This window comes from Bradyrhizobium sp. 197 (assembly GCF_023073375.1).
In the GTDB taxonomy this organism is placed as follows: Bacteria; Pseudomonadota; Alphaproteobacteria; order Rhizobiales; family Xanthobacteraceae; genus Bradyrhizobium.
Genome location: NZ_JADPJJ010000004.1, coordinates 125473 through 140841, shown reverse-complemented (window position 1 = coordinate 140841; position 15369 = coordinate 125473). Strand labels below are relative to the sequence as shown.

15 protein-coding genes are annotated in these 15369 nt (G+C 64.1%); 8 read left to right on the top strand and 7 right to left on the bottom strand.

All coding sequences use genetic code 11. From position 1 onward, the window contains the following. Window positions 1-8: 8 nt before the first annotated feature. Complete coding sequence (locus tag IVB27_RS01530) at window positions 9-1199, top strand: acetate/propionate family kinase (protein ID WP_247440821.1); 1191 nt, start codon at window positions 9-11, stop codon at window positions 1197-1199. A gap of 165 nt (window positions 1200-1364) precedes the next feature. On the opposite strand, the gene IVB27_RS01525 is transcribed toward IVB27_RS01530, so the two are convergent. Then, complete coding sequence (locus tag IVB27_RS01525) at window positions 1365-2204, bottom strand: RMD1 family protein (RefSeq protein WP_247440819.1); 840 nt, start codon at window positions 2202-2204, stop codon at window positions 1365-1367. A 335-nt stretch (window positions 2205-2539) separates the two neighbouring features. Between IVB27_RS01525 and IVB27_RS01520 the strand changes: the two genes are divergently transcribed. Continuing rightward, window positions 2540-3115, top strand: a complete 576-nt coding sequence (locus tag IVB27_RS01520) for a glycosyltransferase family protein (RefSeq protein WP_247340335.1) — start codon at window positions 2540-2542, stop codon at window positions 3113-3115. Between the two features lie 62 nt (window positions 3116-3177). Beyond that, window positions 3178-4107 carry a bifunctional helix-turn-helix transcriptional regulator/GNAT family N-acetyltransferase gene (locus IVB27_RS01515; RefSeq protein WP_247440817.1) on the top strand — a complete coding sequence of 310 codons (930 nt, stop codon included), beginning with the start codon at window positions 3178-3180 and terminating at the stop codon, window positions 4105-4107. Between the two features lie 103 nt (window positions 4108-4210). On the opposite strand, the gene moaB is transcribed toward IVB27_RS01515, so the two are convergent. Together moaB and ypfJ are read right to left on the bottom strand one after the other, a co-directional pair. Next, window positions 4211-4774 carry a molybdenum cofactor biosynthesis protein B gene (moaB, locus tag IVB27_RS01510; RefSeq protein ID WP_247340341.1) on the bottom strand — a complete coding sequence of 188 codons (564 nt, stop codon included), beginning with the start codon at window positions 4772-4774 and terminating at the stop codon, window positions 4211-4213. A 155-nt stretch (window positions 4775-4929) separates the two neighbouring features. Beyond that, the gene (gene ypfJ, locus IVB27_RS01505) at window positions 4930-5868 is read right to left on the bottom strand and encodes a KPN_02809 family neutral zinc metallopeptidase (RefSeq protein WP_247440815.1); all 939 of its coding nucleotides are present in this window, start codon (window positions 5866-5868) and stop codon (window positions 4930-4932) included. Between the two features lie 404 nt (window positions 5869-6272). Between ypfJ and IVB27_RS01500 the strand changes: the two genes are divergently transcribed. From IVB27_RS01500 to IVB27_RS01490, 3 genes are all read left to right on the top strand, one after another. Further along, window positions 6273-7403 (top strand): site-specific DNA-methyltransferase, encoded by a 1131-nt coding sequence (locus IVB27_RS01500; RefSeq protein WP_276000874.1) that lies wholly within the window; start codon window positions 6273-6275, stop codon window positions 7401-7403. A gap of 176 nt (window positions 7404-7579) precedes the next feature. Beyond that, complete coding sequence (locus IVB27_RS01495; protein WP_247340348.1) at window positions 7580-7906, top strand: hypothetical protein; 327 nt, start codon at window positions 7580-7582, stop codon at window positions 7904-7906. A gap of 132 nt (window positions 7907-8038) precedes the next feature. Further along, entirely contained in the window at window positions 8039-8725 is a 687-nt protein-coding gene (locus IVB27_RS01490; protein WP_247440813.1) for a glutathione S-transferase family protein, read from the top strand. 58 nt (window positions 8726-8783) lie between these two features. Here IVB27_RS01490 and IVB27_RS01485 read toward each other — a convergent pair whose 3' ends face one another. Next, window positions 8784-10793: a methyl-accepting chemotaxis protein gene (locus IVB27_RS01485; RefSeq protein WP_247340353.1), complete on the bottom strand. Its 2010-nt coding sequence runs from the start codon at window positions 10791-10793 to the stop codon at window positions 8784-8786. 340 nt (window positions 10794-11133) lie between these two features. Beyond that, entirely contained in the window at window positions 11134-11568 is a 435-nt protein-coding gene (locus IVB27_RS01480) for a nuclear transport factor 2 family protein (protein ID WP_247440812.1), read from the bottom strand. Window positions 11569-11658: 90 nt separating this feature from the next. Between IVB27_RS01480 and IVB27_RS01475 the strand changes: the two genes are divergently transcribed. Next, entirely contained in the window at window positions 11659-12576 is a 918-nt protein-coding gene (locus tag IVB27_RS01475) for a LysR family transcriptional regulator (protein ID WP_247340355.1), read from the top strand. Between the two features lie 106 nt (window positions 12577-12682). On the opposite strand, the gene IVB27_RS01470 is transcribed toward IVB27_RS01475, so the two are convergent. Next, entirely contained in the window at window positions 12683-13303 is a 621-nt protein-coding gene (locus tag IVB27_RS01470) for a glutathione S-transferase family protein (RefSeq protein WP_247340356.1), read from the bottom strand. 140 nt (window positions 13304-13443) lie between these two features. Between IVB27_RS01470 and IVB27_RS01465 the strand changes: the two genes are divergently transcribed. Continuing rightward, window positions 13444-14724, top strand: a complete 1281-nt coding sequence (locus tag IVB27_RS01465) for a flavin-dependent oxidoreductase (protein WP_247440810.1) — start codon at window positions 13444-13446, stop codon at window positions 14722-14724. A gap of 205 nt (window positions 14725-14929) precedes the next feature. Here IVB27_RS01465 and IVB27_RS01460 read toward each other — a convergent pair whose 3' ends face one another. Next, the gene (locus IVB27_RS01460; RefSeq protein ID WP_247440808.1) at window positions 14930-15358 is read right to left on the bottom strand and encodes a PaaI family thioesterase; all 429 of its coding nucleotides are present in this window, start codon (window positions 15356-15358) and stop codon (window positions 14930-14932) included. Window positions 15359-15369: the final 11 nt, after the last annotated feature.

Sequence of the window (15369 nt, the reverse complement as noted above, 5' to 3'; positions counted from 1 at the left end):
CAGCAGCCATGTCGAAAACGGTTCTCGTTCTTAACTCGGGATCGTCGAGCATCAAGTTCGGCCTGTTCGGCATGTCGGCGGCCGAGCCCGCCCTGCTCTGCAAGGGCTTGCTCGACGAGCACGAGACCAGGCCGCGGCTCGTCGTGAAGAGCCCCGCGGGCGACGATCTGTTCGAGAAGCAGAGGAAAGCATCGGATCCGGACAGCGATCATCTTTTCGTCGACGTGCTGGGCTTCATCGAGGACCGTTTTAGCGACCGCCGCTTGGTCGCCGTCGGCCACCGCATCGTCCATGGCGGCCCGGACTATTCCGGTCCGGTCGAGCTGACGGATGATGTCTACGCGAAGCTGGAGGCGCTGACGCCGCTTGCCCCGCTGCACCAGCCGCGTTGTCTGGAGCCGGTCCGCACCATCAAGGCGATCCGGCCGGCGCTGACGCAGATTGCCTGTTTCGACACCGCCTTCCATCACGGCCTGACGCCGCCCGCGAACCGGTTCGCCATCCAGAGGCGCTATGAAAAGCGCGGCGTCCGGCGCTACGGATTTCACGGCCTCTCATTCGAATATGTCGCGGGGCGTCTCGCTGCGACCGCGCCGCAGCTCATCACAAAGCGCACCGTCATTGCGCATCTCGGCAACGGCGCAAGCCTGTGCGGCTTGCGCGATGGCCGCAGCATCGACACCACGATGGGCCTGACGCCGCTCGACGGTCTGGTGATGGGCACGCGCTGCGGCACGATCGACCCCGGCATGCTGCTCTATCTGCAACAGCACGAGAAGATGTCGGTCGAAGATGTCCAGCGTCTGCTCTATCACGAATCAGGCCTGCTCGGCGTCTCCGGCATCTCCTCGGACATGCGCGTGCTGCTTGCGAGCGGCGAGCCTGCGGCGCGGGAGGCGGTCGAGCTCTTCACGTTCCGCGCGGCGCAGCAGGTCGCGATGATGGCGACCACGCTCGGCGGCCTGGACTGCCTGGTCTTCACCGGCGGCATCGGCGAGCACGCCAAGGAAATCCGCAGCGCAATCGCCGAGCGTCTCGGCTGGCTCGGTATGCGCGTGGATGCCGCGGCGAATGATGAGGGATGCGAGCGTATCAGCAGTAGCGATAGTACAGTCGATGTCTTCGTCATTCCAACGAACGAGGAACTGATGATCGCACGGCATTGTGCGGCGGTGCTGCGACAAGAAAATCACATTTGAGAGTACGTGGCAGGGCAATCTTTTCGTAGCCATCCTTCGAGATGCCCGCCGTTGGCGGGCTCCTCAGGATGAGGTCCTGCTCCGCGGCGAAATCTTAGACCCTCATGGTGAGGAGCGCCGCCCTACGGCGCGTCTCGAACCATAAGGCCAAGGACGCTCGCAGAGTCAGTGCGTCCCCGACCAAATCTGGAAACAGCCGATCGCAACCTCGATCACGATCAGAACCACCACCGCGATTTCGAGGCGGAGCGAGCGCTGGGTGTCGATGATGTCGGTGAGCGCGTTGGCAGTCTCGGACACGGCGGTGAGCTTGCGCTCGAGCGTGTCGAGGCGCTCCTTCAGTTCATACTCGTCTTCCAGGCGGGCATAGAGCCGGTCGAGCTCGGGCTTCTCCCAGAGCACGTCCGGCTTCTCGGCCACCGCAACACGGCCGGCGACGCGCTGCTGGACGAGAAGCGCATTGCCGATCAGTTGCAGGATGCCCTTGCGCCGGGGCGGTGTGCGGCCCTGCTCGGCGAGCTTGCGCGCAAACGGCTCGATCACGTCGAAGACCGCGGCGACACGCCGCTCGTCGCGCGCAAGCGAGGTACTCTTGGCGAGCGCGTCCGCGATCAGCAGCAGCCGGTCGTCGGAGAATTTGGCGAGGCAGATCGGGCCGCCCGGCTGGATCGCCTCGGCGCTTTCGTCCTTGCAGAGCTGCGCCTGCGCGATCTCCTCCTCATGGGGGCTGAGCTCGCCGGTCACGCGGGGCTTCAGGCTGTCGATCAGCACCTTCTCTTCCGAAGGGAGGAGGCCGATCAGCACCACGACGCCGTAGCGGAAGATCACCGCAAGGCCGGCATGGACGCGGAAGGCGGCTGGCGTCGAGGAGACGGTCGCGCCTATCTCGAGGCCTGAGGGATTGATGCGTTCGCCCAGCATCACGGCGCGGATCCGCAAGATCGGCGCGCCATCCAGCCTGGGAGATGTTGCCGGCGTGTTAACAGCAAGTTGATCGGCGTTCATTCGAAGCCCCTCGTCAGCGGCGCGATTGCACGTTTTTCCCGTTCCCGCGCTGGTCAGCTATCGGATCCGCTTTTTGCAGGATTGCGAACGGCCTGGGCGTCGCGCAAGGTTGCGGCAACCTCCGCACTAATACGGTCAAGCAAGGACGGCGCCGAAACATTCGGCAATATCGCCACCCCGCACGGGACATATTTGGATGCGACGGCTCCGGCGGTTTACCATCGTAGACCGAAGCGCGGCCGAAAAGTTGCACTCGGCGACGCTGCATGTTTATGACAACATCATAATATAATTAGTTGCGCTTCTCCCGAAGTGCGGAGACTGAAGCCTCAATCATGCTAAGCGTCATCATTCCGACCGAAGGCGTCGAGCAGACGGCGGTCGCAACTCTGGCCGCGCTGGTACCGGGTGCCGCTGCGGGCATCATCCGGGAAGTGCTCCTGGTCGATGGCACCCGCAACGGCGTCATCGAGCGCGTTGCCGACGTCGCGGGCTGCCGTTTCATCGGCTTCGAGGGATCCTCGCAAGGCGCAGCCCTCGCCGCCGGCGCACTCCAGGCCCATTCGCCCTGGCTGATGTTCCTGCCCGCAGGCGCCGTGCTGGAAACCGGCTGGATCGAGGAAACCACCCAGTTCATCCAGACCGTCGCGTCCAGCGGCCGGGACCGTGCGGCCGTCTTCCGCTATGCGCGCTCGCCATACGCCGATGCCGGATTCCGCGACATCTTCCGGGCCGTGACGCGCAAGCTCATCGGCCCCTTCGGCGATCAGGGACTTTTGATCGCGCGTGATCACTACGACCGGATCGGCGGCTACCCGCCCCAGGCCCGCCGCCCCGAGGCACGGCTGCTGCGGCGGCTCGGCCGCTCGTCCCGGATCATGCTGCGCAGCCGGATCGTCATGGTCGGCTGATGCCACCAGATACTTGCCAAAGTCAATTAACTGTTTGACAATGGCAAATATCGAGGTGACCCATGCCGTTCAACGGTACCGACGACCACATCGCAGCGGTCCGCGCCTTCAACCGCTTCTACACTCGCAAGCTTGGCGTGCTCGACCAGCACCTTGGAAAGAGCCCGTTCTCGCTCAGCGAGGCCCGCGTGCTCTACGAGCTCGCGCAACGGGACGATCTTGCCGCAAAGGAGATCGGCAACGAGCTTGGCCTCGATCCCGGCTATCTCAGCCGCATCGTGCAAAGCTTCGACGAAAAGGGGCTGATCACCCGCAGGCCCCTGCCCGCGGATCGCAGGCAATACCAGCTCAGTCTCACCGCTAAGGGCCGCCAGACCTTTGCCAAGCTGAACCTGGGCTCGCAAAATGAGGTCGCCGCAATGCTGGCTCAGCTTTCGGCCAGCGATGCAACGCGGCTCACGCAGGCCATGGCGACCATCGAGGCTGTGCTGGAGCAACGTCGAAGCCAGCCCGCGGCTTTCATGCTGCGCGGCCATCGCGTCGGTGACATGGGCTGGGTCATCTCCCGGCAGGCCGCCGCCTATGCGGCCGACTACAGCTGGGATATCAGCTACGAGGCCCTGGTCGCCGAGATCTGCGCACAGTTCATCAAGGGCTATGACGCCGCGCGCGAGCACTGCTGGATTGCGGAAGTGGGTGGCGAGCCGGTCGGCTCGATCTTCCTGGTCAAGGCCACGGACGAGATTGCGAAGCTGCGCCTGTTGCAGGTGGAGAAGAAAGCGCGGGGACTCGGTGTCGGTCGCGCGCTGGTCGAGCAATGCATCCAGGGCGCACGCGAGAGAGGCTACAGCAGGATGACGCTGTGGACCCAAAGCATCCTGGTCGCCGCGCGTGGCATCTATCAAAGTGCAGGCTTCAAGCTCGTGAAGGCAGAGAAGCACCACAGCTTCGGTGCCGATCTGATCGGCGAGACTTGGGAGCGGGATCTCTGATTATTCGCAACGAGCGGGATGCAAGTAAATGTGCCCGTGCGGATGGACCCCTCATCCGGCGCTTCGCGCCACCTTCTCCCACAACAAGGGGAGAAGAGCGCGACTACACCGTCGCGCCCTGGGCCTTCGGGCGGCGCAGGTGTTCGTCCAGCCGCGGCATGATCTCGACGAAATTGCAGGGACGCGTGCGGTAGTCGAGCTGGGCCTTGAGAATACCGTCCCAGCCGTCGCGGCAGGCTCCGGGCGAGCCGGGCAAGCAGAAGATGTAGGTCGCGCCAGTCACGCCGGCGGTGGCGCGGCTCTGGATCGTCGAGGTGCCGATCTTGGCGTGGCTCAGCATGTGGAATGCGATCGAGAAACCGTCCATGCGCTTCTCGAACAAGGGCTCGATCGCCTCCGGCGTGACGTCGCGTCCCGTAAAACCGGTGCCGCCGGTGGTGATGACGACGTCGACGCCCGCGTCCGCAATCCAGCCGCGGATGACGGCGCGGATCGCCTCGACGTCGTCGGTGACGATCTCGCGCGCGGCGAGATGATGGCCGGCCGCAAGGATCCGGTCGGCGAGCGTCTGGCCGGACTTGTCGTCAGCGAGCGCGCGCGTGTCGGAAACGGTGAGAACCGCAATGTTGAGCGGGATGAATTGTTTTGTTTCGTCGATGGACGCCACGACTCTTTCCTCTCGTGTCCCGGACGCGATGCAGCGCGAAGCGGTGCAGCGCAGAGCCGGGACCCATTATGAAGCTCGGCAGGACCGGCTTTGTAGGCCCCGGCTCTGCAGCGCATCACTTCGTGCTGCGCAGCGTCCGGGGCACGAGATCATCGCTACAACGACCCGCCGCCGAACGTGTTGCAGGCCTGGACCGTGCCCTGCTGGTAGCCGGTCATGAACCACTGTTTGCGTTGCGCCGCCGAGCCGTGGGTGAAGGAATCGGGCACGACGCGGCCCGTGGCCTGGCGCTGCAGCGTGTCGTCGCCGATCGCGCTCGCCGTGGTGAGTGCGGCGTCGATGTCGCCCGGCTCCAGGAAGTTCGGCCGCTTCTTCGCCTCGCGATTGACCCAGACACCGGACAGGCAATCGGCCTGCAATTCAACCTTCACCTGGAGCGCATTCGATTCCGCCTTGCTGCCGGCCTGCTGCTGCAGTCGCGTCACGCGCGGAATGATGCCGAGCAGGTTCTGGATGTGATGGCCCGCCTCATGGGCAATGATGTAGGCGGTGGTGAAGTTACAGGCGGACTTGCCGGAGCAGCCGCGAAAACGCGTCTCGACCTCGCGGAAGAAACCGGTATCGAGGAAGATGGTCTTGTCGGGCGGACAATAGAACGGTCCCATTGCCGACTCTGCCCGGCCGCAACGGCCACCATTGGTGACGTTGCGGAACAGCACGACCTTCGGACCGGTGTAGGACTGGCCCGAAGCCTGGAAGATCTCGCTCCAGCGATCGTCGATTTCGCCGAGGATGCCGGAGATCATGCTGCCCATCTCGTCGGTCGGCGCGCCACGCTTGGCGTTGGAGGACGACTGGCGATCGGTCTGGTAGGACGGCGCCTGACCGCCGCCGGTGAGGATTTCGGCGCCGCCGATCAGGATGCGCGGATCGATGCCGAAGGCGTAGCCGACCAGGCCGAGCACGATGATGGTACCGATGCCGAGCCCGCCGCCGCCCATGGGGAGACCGAATCCGCCTCCTCCACCGCCCCCGCCACCATCGTCGCGACGATCCTCGATGTCGTCGCTGCGGCGGAAATCATCGTAGCGCATGGCGGCTTCCCTCGGTCCTGGATGGCATCATTTGGGCGCAAGAAAGCTCAACGCGCCACACACGTAAAATTTCCATGGCGTTAATCAATATCCCGCTCGGCAATTATTGCCTAGTGCGACAGCATGGCCATGGCAGCAATTTTTTCCGGGCGTCGTGCAATTTTTTCCGAGAGAAATTTGAAGTTTTTTGGCACTCCGGCCGCTCCCGCAACACGAAGAAACGCGAAATGCGCTGTAAAACACGGCTAAAGCGTGCAGCAAACCACGCGCGACGCACGACGCGACGACTGCTCACGAAAGCGGCGGGTTAAGTCGATTTTTACTTTGCCGCTGCAATGTAACGGTCAGTCGGTTGTTTGGTCCCGCGTCGCCGACAGCGTCGCCTGAGTCAGAGTTCTTGAGTCATGGTAGAGTCGCGTCGCGGGGCGTCTGCAAGGGCGCCCCGCACAAATTTTGAATCTCCTTCGCACAGCATCGTCCTCGGCGATTGCGTCGCCGAGATGTCGAAGCTTCAGGCTGGTTCGGTCGACCTGGTGTTCGCCGATCCGCCCTACAATCTCCAGCTCAAGGGCGATCTCAAACGCCCCGACGAATCCCATGTCGACGCCGTCAACGACGACTGGGACAAGTTCGATTCGTTTTCCGCCTATGACGATTTCACCCGCGCCTGGCTGCTTGCCGCCCGCCGCGCGATGAAGCCGTCGGCGACGATCTGGGTGATCGGCTCCTATCACAACATCTTCCGCGTCGGCGCGGTCATGCAGGACCTCGGCTTCTGGCTCCTGAACGACATCGTCTGGCGCAAGACCAATCCGATGCCGAATTTCCGCGGCCGCCGCTTCACCAACGCACACGAGACCATGATCTGGGCCGCGCGCGACGAAAAGGCCAAGGGCTACACGTTCAACTACGAGGCGCTGAAGGCCGCCAACGAGGACGTGCAGGCACGGTCCGACTGGCTGATCCCGCTCTGCACCGGCGAGGAGCGCCTCAAGGGCGCCGACGGCAAGAAAGTACATCCGACGCAGAAGCCGGAAGGCCTGCTCGCGCGCGTGCTGCTGTCATCATCGAAGCCCGGCGATCTCGTGATCGATCCCTTCAACGGCACCGGCACGACGGGCGCGGTCGCAAAGCGCCTCGGCCGCTCCTATATCGGCTTCGAGCGCGACAAGACCTACGCGAAAGCGGCCCAAGCGCGCATCGCCGCGGTCGAGCCGCTGCCGGAGGCAAGCCTTGCCCCGTTCATGACCGCGCGCGAAGCGCCGCGGGTGGCGTTCTCCGAGCTGATCGAGCGCGGCATGATCATGCCCGGCACGAAACTGTTCGACGCCAAGAAGAAGCTCGGCGCACTGGTGCGCGCTGACGGCGCCATCATGTTCGGCGACAAGGTCGGCTCCATCCACCGCATGGGCGCGGTGGCGCAAGGTGCGCAAGCCTGCAACGGCTGGACCTTCTGGCACATCGAGACCAAGAAGGGTCTCAAGCTGATCGACGAACTCCGCGCCGAAATCCGCGCCGGCATGGCGGCCGGGTAGGCTTCCCGCGATCTTGAAGGGTGGGCAAAGCGAATCGTGCCCACCATCCCTGTCAATCCGGACCGAAGCAGTGCTGGTGGGCACGGCGCTTTGCGCCTTTGCCCACCCCACGGCGTCTTGAATGACGTGACGGCCGGGACTAGATTTGAGAGGTCAGTCCCGACCGGTCGGCTCCCATGCGACGACAGTCCGAGACATTGCTGCTGCTACCGCTACTGCCGATCTTCCTGGTCGGCATGTTTCCGATGTTCCTGATCGCGCTGCTGGGCTTCTTCGGCCTCGCCTTGTTCGGCGTGCTCGTGGTCTGCGCCGGGCTCGCCAGCAGCAACGAGGCACACGACAATTTCAATCATGACGTCATCATTCACGGCAACGCGCGCGGATCTGAACGCAAGGCGCGGGCCTCCGACATGCATATCGCCACGCGGCTCGGGCTGCGCCTGGAGGCCGTGGGCGCGGCCATGGTCATTACGGCGGCGATTGGCCTTTGTTACGCCGGCTGATCTGCATGGCGCGCAGGTGCCGCCCGGCAAACTCGCCGGTTGCTCCCACCGACAAGGTTCAGGCAAGAGAAGGCCGTCAGCGACAGTGACGCTGCCTCCGCTCTCGGCCACCAAACACTGGGGAGACGCCCGATGCTCAAATTCTATTTCAACGGTTCGCCGAACCCGACCAAGGTCGCGCTTTATCTCGAAGAGTCCGGCCTGCCCTTCGAGCCGGTGAAGGTCGACACCCGCAAGGGCGAGCAGTTCACGCCGGACTATCTGAAGATCAATCCGAACGGCAAGGTGCCGGCGATCGACGACAACGGCACCATCGTGTTCGATTCCAACGCCATCCTGCTCTATCTCGCCGAGACAACCGGCAAATTCCTGCCCGCCGCCGATTTTCGCGGCGAGACGCTGTCATGGCTGATGTTCATCGCCACGGGCGTCGGGCCCTATTCGGGTCAGGCCGTTCACTTCAAGCATTTTGCGCCGAAGGACCAGAACCACGACTACGCGCATAACCGCTATCAGTTCGAGACCGATCGCCACTACAAGATTCTCGACGGCCACCTCGCCAGCCGCCGCTATGTGGTCGGCGACGGCTATTCGATCGTCGACATGGCGCTATGGGGTTGGGCCCGGATGGTGCCGTTCAAGCTCGGCGACGACGCCTTTGCACGATATCCGAACGTGAAGCGGCTGGTGGACGAGGTCTCGGCGCGGCCCGCGGCGGCGCGCGCGATCGCGTTGAAGGACAAGTTCACCTTCAAGGCCGAAATGGACGACGAGGCCCGCGGCAACATGTTCAAGCACATGACCACGAAAGTGGCCTGATCGCGCCACGCCGCTAAGCGAGGCCACGCGCATGCGCGTGGCTTTTTGCCTTCAAGCCTCAGGCGGCGTGGACCGAGTTGAGGAACTTGGTGACCTCTTGCTTCAACCGGTTGCTGTCGGCCGACAGCGAACGCGCCGCCGAGAGCACCTGCGAGGAAGCCGAGCCGGTCTCGGAGGCGCCGCGCTGCACGTCGCCGATGTTGGACGACACAAGCTGCGTGCCTTGGGCAGCCTGCTGGACGTTGCGGGAGATCTCCTGCGTGGCCGCGCCCTGCTCTTCGACGGCAGCGGCGACGGTCGACGAGATCTCCGACAGCCGCTGGATGGTGCCGCTGATTTCCCTGATCGAGCCAACCGACTCCTCCGTCGCGGCCTGGATGCCCGAAACCTGCTGAGCGATCTCGCCAGTGGCCTTCGCGGTCTGCTCGGCGAGCGCCTTGACCTCCGAGGCCACCACGGCAAAGCCGCGGCCGGCTTCGCCTGCGCGCGCCGCTTCGATGGTGGCGTTCAGCGCCAGGAGGTTGGTCTGGCCGGCGATGGTGCTGATCAGTTCAACCACGTCACCGATGCGGGCCGCGGCCTTGGAAAGCTCGCCGACACGCGCGTTGGTCCTGCTCGCCTGACCGACGGCTTCGCCGGCGATGCGGGCCGATTCCTGTACCTGGCGCGCGATCTCCGTCACCGACGAGGACAGCTGTTCCGTCGCCGAGGCAACCGCCTGCACGTTGGCCGTGGCTTCCTGCGACGCGGAGGCGACTTCCGTCGATAGATCCTGGGCCCGCGAAGCGGTCGTGGTCAAAGTGCCTGCGGACGCCTCGAGCTCGTGCGATGCCGACGACACGGTGTCGACGATCTCGCCCACGGCCTGCTCGAACTGGTCGGCCAGTTTCACCATGTCGGCTTTGCGGCTCTCGGCCTGGCGCGCCTCGATTTCGGTCTGCTCATGGCGCAGGCGCTCGGTGTCGATCATGTTGGTCTTGAACACCTCGATCGCCTTGGCCATGTCGCCGATCTCGTCAGGCTTGCCGCGGCCGGGGATCGCGACCTCGAGATTGCCGCCGGCAAGCAGCCCCATCGCGCGCGTCATCGAGGTCAGGGGACCGACGATGCTGCGGGCGATCAGGAAGGCGACGATCAATCCAAACAGGATGGCAAGGCCGCCCGCGATCTCCTGCACGGTCGTCGTGCCGTCAATGACGGCTTCGGCCCTGCTGCGCGAATCCTTGTAGTCCTTCTTCAAGGCCGTTTCCGCGACCTTGAGCTTGGCGATACTGTCGACGATGAGAGGCGCGAGGTTCTTGTGGTAGATCTCGTCGGCCTGGAGCATCGCCGCCGACGTCGTCTCGAAGGCGGTTTTGTAGATTCCGAGCGAAGTCTTCACCGGGGCGAGCGTGGTTCGTAATTCGGTCGCCTGCGGGCTCTTTTCGATCGCTGCGAGCCGCTGCGACGCCCTGTCTACATTGGTTCTGAAGTTCGCGGGCCCCTTCACGTCGCGCAGGGCCAGGAAACGCCAGTTTGCGATCTGAACGAGAAGAAGCCTGGATTCGAGGTCGGCGACGAGGGACGCAGTGTCTTCATCGACGGCTGCGCGCGCCACATCGACCAGCTTGTTCATCTTGACGGTGAGCTCATCGCCGCTCGGCAGCAGCGTCGCCTTGCCGGTTCTCGCCTCGTTGACGGCGTCGCCGAGATTGTCACGCAGGCTTCGCATCTTGGCGATGTCGGCGATCAGATCATTGTAGAGCTTTCGGCGCTCCTCGGAGAGCGTGCCCTTCGCCCCGACTTGCAACAGCTCGGTCGCCGCGGCCTCCCGTTCCGCCGCCTCCCGCATTGCAGGCTCGTTGGCGTCATAAATGTATCGCAGATTGGCCCGCTGGATCGCCTGAAGATGGGTCGATATCTCCAGAACCCGTGCCGTACTGTCCGAAAACGCCGAGGCCTTTGCGACCTGATCCTGCACGGTCCGTAAATTCCAGACGGCGACCACCGCCATTACGAGACCAACCGCCACCAAGGCCATGAAACCTGCGTACAGGCGTCCCCTGATCCGCAAACGAAAACTCGGCATTCCCACTGTCCACCCAGATGCATGTGAATTCGGGCGGACGAACAACTCCGGCGATCGTCACGGCCACCCCCGGCAGCCGCGCGTCACGCTTTACGCGACTCACGCTGCACTGCGACACAATGGGGGGACACTCGTTAATTGAACCTTCAAATTTTTCGAGCGCGCATGCGTCAGACGGCACAACATCGCTGATTTTATCGGCAGGTTGAGCACGGTTTTGGCGCGAAGCCCGCAGCAGCGTGCAGGCCGCTGCAGCTTATCCGGACTGCGCCAGACCGACACGACCATCGCCGACGGGGCGGACGGCAGCGGTCGCCGAACGCGACGCCGCTCGACCCGCTCAGCTCACGGCCGTTTGCGGAAACGGGCCGAGTGCCTTCTCGGTCAGCACCGAGTCGCAATATTCCCGGATCTCCTTGATCTTGCCGTCCTCGAGACGAAACACGAGACAATAGTCGTTGTCATAGCGCACCCCCTCGGGCGTGACGTTGTCGCCCTTGGCCTCCACGACGACGATGTCGCCGTCGGCAATGAAGCGGTGGGCGACGGTCCGTGTCCGGTCGACCAGACGGGTCCGCACATAGGCATGCAGATCGTTGAGGATCGCCTCTTTCGCTGCGAAGGTGCGCGACCAGGAGTACTGGCCGGTCACGACCCATCTGGCGTCGTCGGCAAGACTTGCGGTGAACAAGGCGCGGTCGCGCGCGACCGGATCGGAACTGGCGGCGGCCGCGAAAATATCCTGCATCAGTTTTTTGTTGGCATTTGCGCTCATGGCGGCATCTCCGTTGGTGAGAACACCGGGATCATCGCCGCCGGCTCTAAATTCTTCAAATCGATAGCGGATATGATATCTATTCGCCTCATGAATTTGAATTCGCTCGACCTCAACCTTCTGACCGCGCTCGACGCGCTGCTGCGCGAGGCCAGCGTCAGCCGCGCCGCCTTGCGGATCGGACTCTCGCAGCCGGCGGCGAGCCATGCGCTGCAGCGCCTGCGCGACATCTTTGGCGATCCGCTCCTGGTGCGCACAGGCGCGCGGATGGAGCTGACGCCACGGGCGCACGCCTTGCGCGCGCCGCTGGCGCAGGCGCTCGACCAGGTGCGCGGGCTGTTCGTGCCTGACGACTTCGACGCCGGCCGCAGCGAACGGCAATTCCGCCTGATGATGCCGGATCTCGCGGTTGAGCTCCTGATGCCGCCGTTGATGGAGAAGGTGACGCGCGTTGCGCCCAACGTCCGCATCGACATCGTGCCGTGGCGGGGACCTGCGATCTTCAACACCGAGTTCGCCCGCACCATCGATCTCGTGATCTCGATCGGCAACGCGTTCAAGGGCTTTCATCGGCAGCTGCTCTACACCGACAGCGATGCGCTGGCAGTGCGGCGCGGCCATCCCATGGCTGTGAAGCTGAAGCGGCGCGAGACGTTCCTCGCCGCACGCCATGTCGGCGTCATCATCCGCGGCAGCGCTGAGGACCTGATCGACACCTGGCTGCGCACCAAGGGCATCGACCGGCACATTTCACTGGTGGTCCCGGGTTATCTCGAAGCGCTGCACGTCACTGCCCGCACCGACCTCGTTGCCTTCGTGCCGCGCCGGCTGATCGCGGCGCTGTCGAAGCAGTTCGGCCTCGTCACGGTGACGCCGCCGCTCGACCCCGGCGTCGACGAGCAGTTCATGTTCTACCCGACGCGGTCCCAGATGGACCCGGGATCGATCTGGTTGCGGCGATTGATGCTGGAGACGGGACGAGAATTGGAGAAGCGAAAGGCTTCCTAACGTCGCAGTCCCACAGGGTGGCAAAGCGAAGCGTGCCCACCCCTTCTGCTGTCGCGTGGAAGTTGATGGGCACGGCGCTTTGCGCTTTTGCCCGCCCTACAAGATCCTACGCCTTCTGCGCGTCCATCACCTTGCGCACGGCGGGACGGTCGGACATGCGCTTGAAGTGATCGGCGATCTTCGGCGTTGCGTTGATGTCGACGCTGTCGCCTTCAAGCCAGGTCGACAGGGTGTAGAGATAGGGGTCGCAGATCGTGTACTGCTCGCCCATCACCCAGGGCCCCTTGTACATCTTCTGCTCGATCAGGGAGAAGCACGCGCCCATGGTCTTCGGGATCATCTGCTTCATGTCGGCGAACGAGCTCTCTTCGCTCGCCCAGCGGGCGCCGCGCATCTTGTGGGCATGGTTGATGTGCACGGTCGAGCAGAGGTAGGAGTTGAACGACTGCACCTGGGCGAAGTCGAAGGGATCGTCCAGTGGCGCGAGCTCCGCCTTGGGGAAGGTCTGCGCAAGATAGGCCAGCATCGCCGGCGTCTCGGTCAGGACGCCGCGATCGGTCACCAGCGCGGGCACGCGGCCCTTCGGGTTGATCGCGAGATAATCCGCGCTGGTCTGCTGGTTGGTCTTGAAGCTCAGCCGCTCGGCCGAATAGTCGGCACCGGCCTCTTCCAGGGTGATGTAGGTGGCGAGCGCGCAGGTGCCGGTGGCGTAGTAGAGCTTGAGCATGTCGGACCTCATGAGAAAGCCGGAAGTTAACGGCTGCTGGCCCCGAGGTCCATAGTAGGGCATTCTCAGTGCTCTTGCTCTTCGCAGTTGCCCACCGGCGCCCGCCTGTGCCAAGACCCCCCAATTGGAGGGGTTTTCTCATGACCGTACTCATCGCCGGTGGCGGCATCGGCGGGCTGACGCTTGCGCTCAGCCTGCACGGAATCGGCATTCCCACGAAAGTGTTCGAGAGCGTCGCCGAACTGCGGCCGCTCGGCGTCGGCATCAACGTGCTGCCGCATGCGGCGCGCGAGCTGATCGAGCTCGGCCTGATGGACAAGCTCGATGCCAGCGGCGTGCGCACCCGCGAGCTTGCCTATTTCTCCAGGCACGGCAAGCCGATCTGGAGCGAGCCGCGCGGGCTTGAGGCCGGTTATCAATGGCCGCAATTTTCGATCCATCGCGGCACGCTCCAGCAGCTCCTGCTCGACACCGCGATCGAACGCCTCGGACGCGACAACATCCTGACCAGCCATCATCTGACCGGCTGGAGCGAAACCGCTGACGGCGTGCGCGCCGATTTCATCGACAAGGCAACCGGCAAGGCCGCGGGGACTTACGACGGCACGATCCTGATCGCCGCCGACGGCATCCATTCCGCCGCGCGAGAAAAACTCTATCCCGACGAGGGCCCCCCGATCTGGAACGGCCGCATCCTCTGGCGCGGCGTCACGCCTGCAAAAGCCTTCCTTACCGGCCGCACCATGATCATGGCCGGACATGAGATCCTAAAATTCGTCTGCTATCCGATATCGAAAGAGCCGGACGCGGCGGGCAACCATTTGATCAACTGGGTTGCCGAGCGCCACATGCCGCCGACCTATCAATGGCGGCGCGAGGACTATAACCGCACCGCGCGGCTGGAAGAGTTCTTGCCCTGGTTCGAGAGCTGGCAGTTCGACTGGCTCGACGTGCCCGGCCTGATCAAGAACTGCCCGCATGCCTATGAATATCCGTTGGTCGACCGCGATCCGGTGTCGCAATGGACCTTTGGCCGGGTCACGCTGATGGGCGACGCCGCGCATCCGATGTACCCGATCGGCTCCAACGGCGCCTCGCAGGCGATTCTCGATGCCCGCACCATCACGCGCGAGATCCTGGCGCACGGCCCGACGCAGGCGGCGCTGCTGGCTTATGAGGCCGAGCGGAGGCCTGCGACCACCGACCTGGTCCTGCTCAACCGCAAGAACGGCCCCGAGCAGGTGATGCAGCTCGTCGAGGAGCGCGCGCCCGATGGCTACAAGGTCGTCACCGACGTGCTGTCGCAGCAGGAGCTCGAGAATATTGCCGCCAACTACAAGCGCGTCGCCGGGTTTCAGGTGGAGGCGCTGAATGCGAAGCCACCGATCGTCAGCGCGCGTGCGAAACGCGTGGGAGCGTAGTACTCTTGCTCAAGCGAGATGCACATTGATGTGCCCTCGCCCGTTGTGGGAGAGGGCAGCGATGCCGGTCGACGCAGACTCACTTGGGTGAGGGGTTTATCGCCACGCGTTCGTCCCTCACGATTTGAACGCGCGGAGAGATACCCCTCATCCGGCGGTTTGCGCCACCTTCTCCCGCAATGGAGAAGGGGTACCGCACGCGCGGCTAGATTATTTGCCGCACCACCCTCGCCGCCTCCAGCAGCCGCTCGCTCGCGGTCGCCGTCGCCAGCAGCGTGCCGTCTTCCGCCGTCAGCCGGGCCTCGACGAACGCGATCGTCTTGCCGAGCTGCGTCACCTTGGCCTCGCCGATGATCGGTCCGGGCTTTGCGGGCGCCAGGAAATTCACGGTCATGCTGATCGTCGTGGTGTAGAGCCGGCCCTCGCTCATCACCAGCACGGCGGGACCCATGGTGTCATCGAGCATGGCCGAGAGCATGCCGCCCTGGATGAAACCGGCCGGATTGCAGAACTCCGGCTTGCCGTCGAAGGCGAGCTTGATCCAGCCCTCCTCCGGGCGAGCATCGAGCAGGCGCCATCCGAGCAGCTCGGCGCAGGGCGGCCTCTTGAAGTTGTCGAGCGCGGTCTTGACCATGCGAACCCTCC

Coding starts and splice junctions, on each gene's coding strand:
- IVB27_RS01530 (WP_247440821.1), top strand. CDS start 9: ATGTCGAAAACGGTTCTCGTTCTTAACTCGGGATCGTCGAGCATCAAG.
- IVB27_RS01525 (WP_247440819.1), bottom strand. CDS start 2,204: ATGAACGCCGATCAACTTGCTGTTAACACGCCGGCAACATCTCCCAGG.
- IVB27_RS01520 (WP_247340335.1), top strand. CDS start 2,540: ATGCTAAGCGTCATCATTCCGACCGAAGGCGTCGAGCAGACGGCGGTC.
- IVB27_RS01515 (WP_247440817.1), top strand. CDS start 3,178: ATGCCGTTCAACGGTACCGACGACCACATCGCAGCGGTCCGCGCCTTC.
- ypfJ (WP_247440815.1), bottom strand. CDS start 5,868: ATGCGCTACGATGATTTCCGCCGCAGCGACGACATCGAGGATCGTCGC.
- IVB27_RS01500 (WP_276000874.1), top strand. CDS start 6,273: ATGGTAGAGTCGCGTCGCGGGGCGTCTGCAAGGGCGCCCCGCACAAAT.
- IVB27_RS01495 (WP_247340348.1), top strand. CDS start 7,580: ATGCGACGACAGTCCGAGACATTGCTGCTGCTACCGCTACTGCCGATC.
- IVB27_RS01490 (WP_247440813.1), top strand. CDS start 8,039: ATGCTCAAATTCTATTTCAACGGTTCGCCGAACCCGACCAAGGTCGCG.
- IVB27_RS01485 (WP_247340353.1), bottom strand. CDS start 10,793: ATGCCGAGTTTTCGTTTGCGGATCAGGGGACGCCTGTACGCAGGTTTC.
- IVB27_RS01480 (WP_247440812.1), bottom strand. CDS start 11,568: ATGAGCGCAAATGCCAACAAAAAACTGATGCAGGATATTTTCGCGGCC.
- IVB27_RS01475 (WP_247340355.1), top strand. CDS start 11,659: ATGAATTTGAATTCGCTCGACCTCAACCTTCTGACCGCGCTCGACGCG.
- IVB27_RS01470 (WP_247340356.1), bottom strand. CDS start 13,303: ATGCTCAAGCTCTACTACGCCACCGGCACCTGCGCGCTCGCCACCTAC.
- IVB27_RS01465 (WP_247440810.1), top strand. CDS start 13,444: ATGACCGTACTCATCGCCGGTGGCGGCATCGGCGGGCTGACGCTTGCG.
- IVB27_RS01460 (WP_247440808.1), bottom strand. CDS start 15,358: ATGGTCAAGACCGCGCTCGACAACTTCAAGAGGCCGCCCTGCGCCGAG.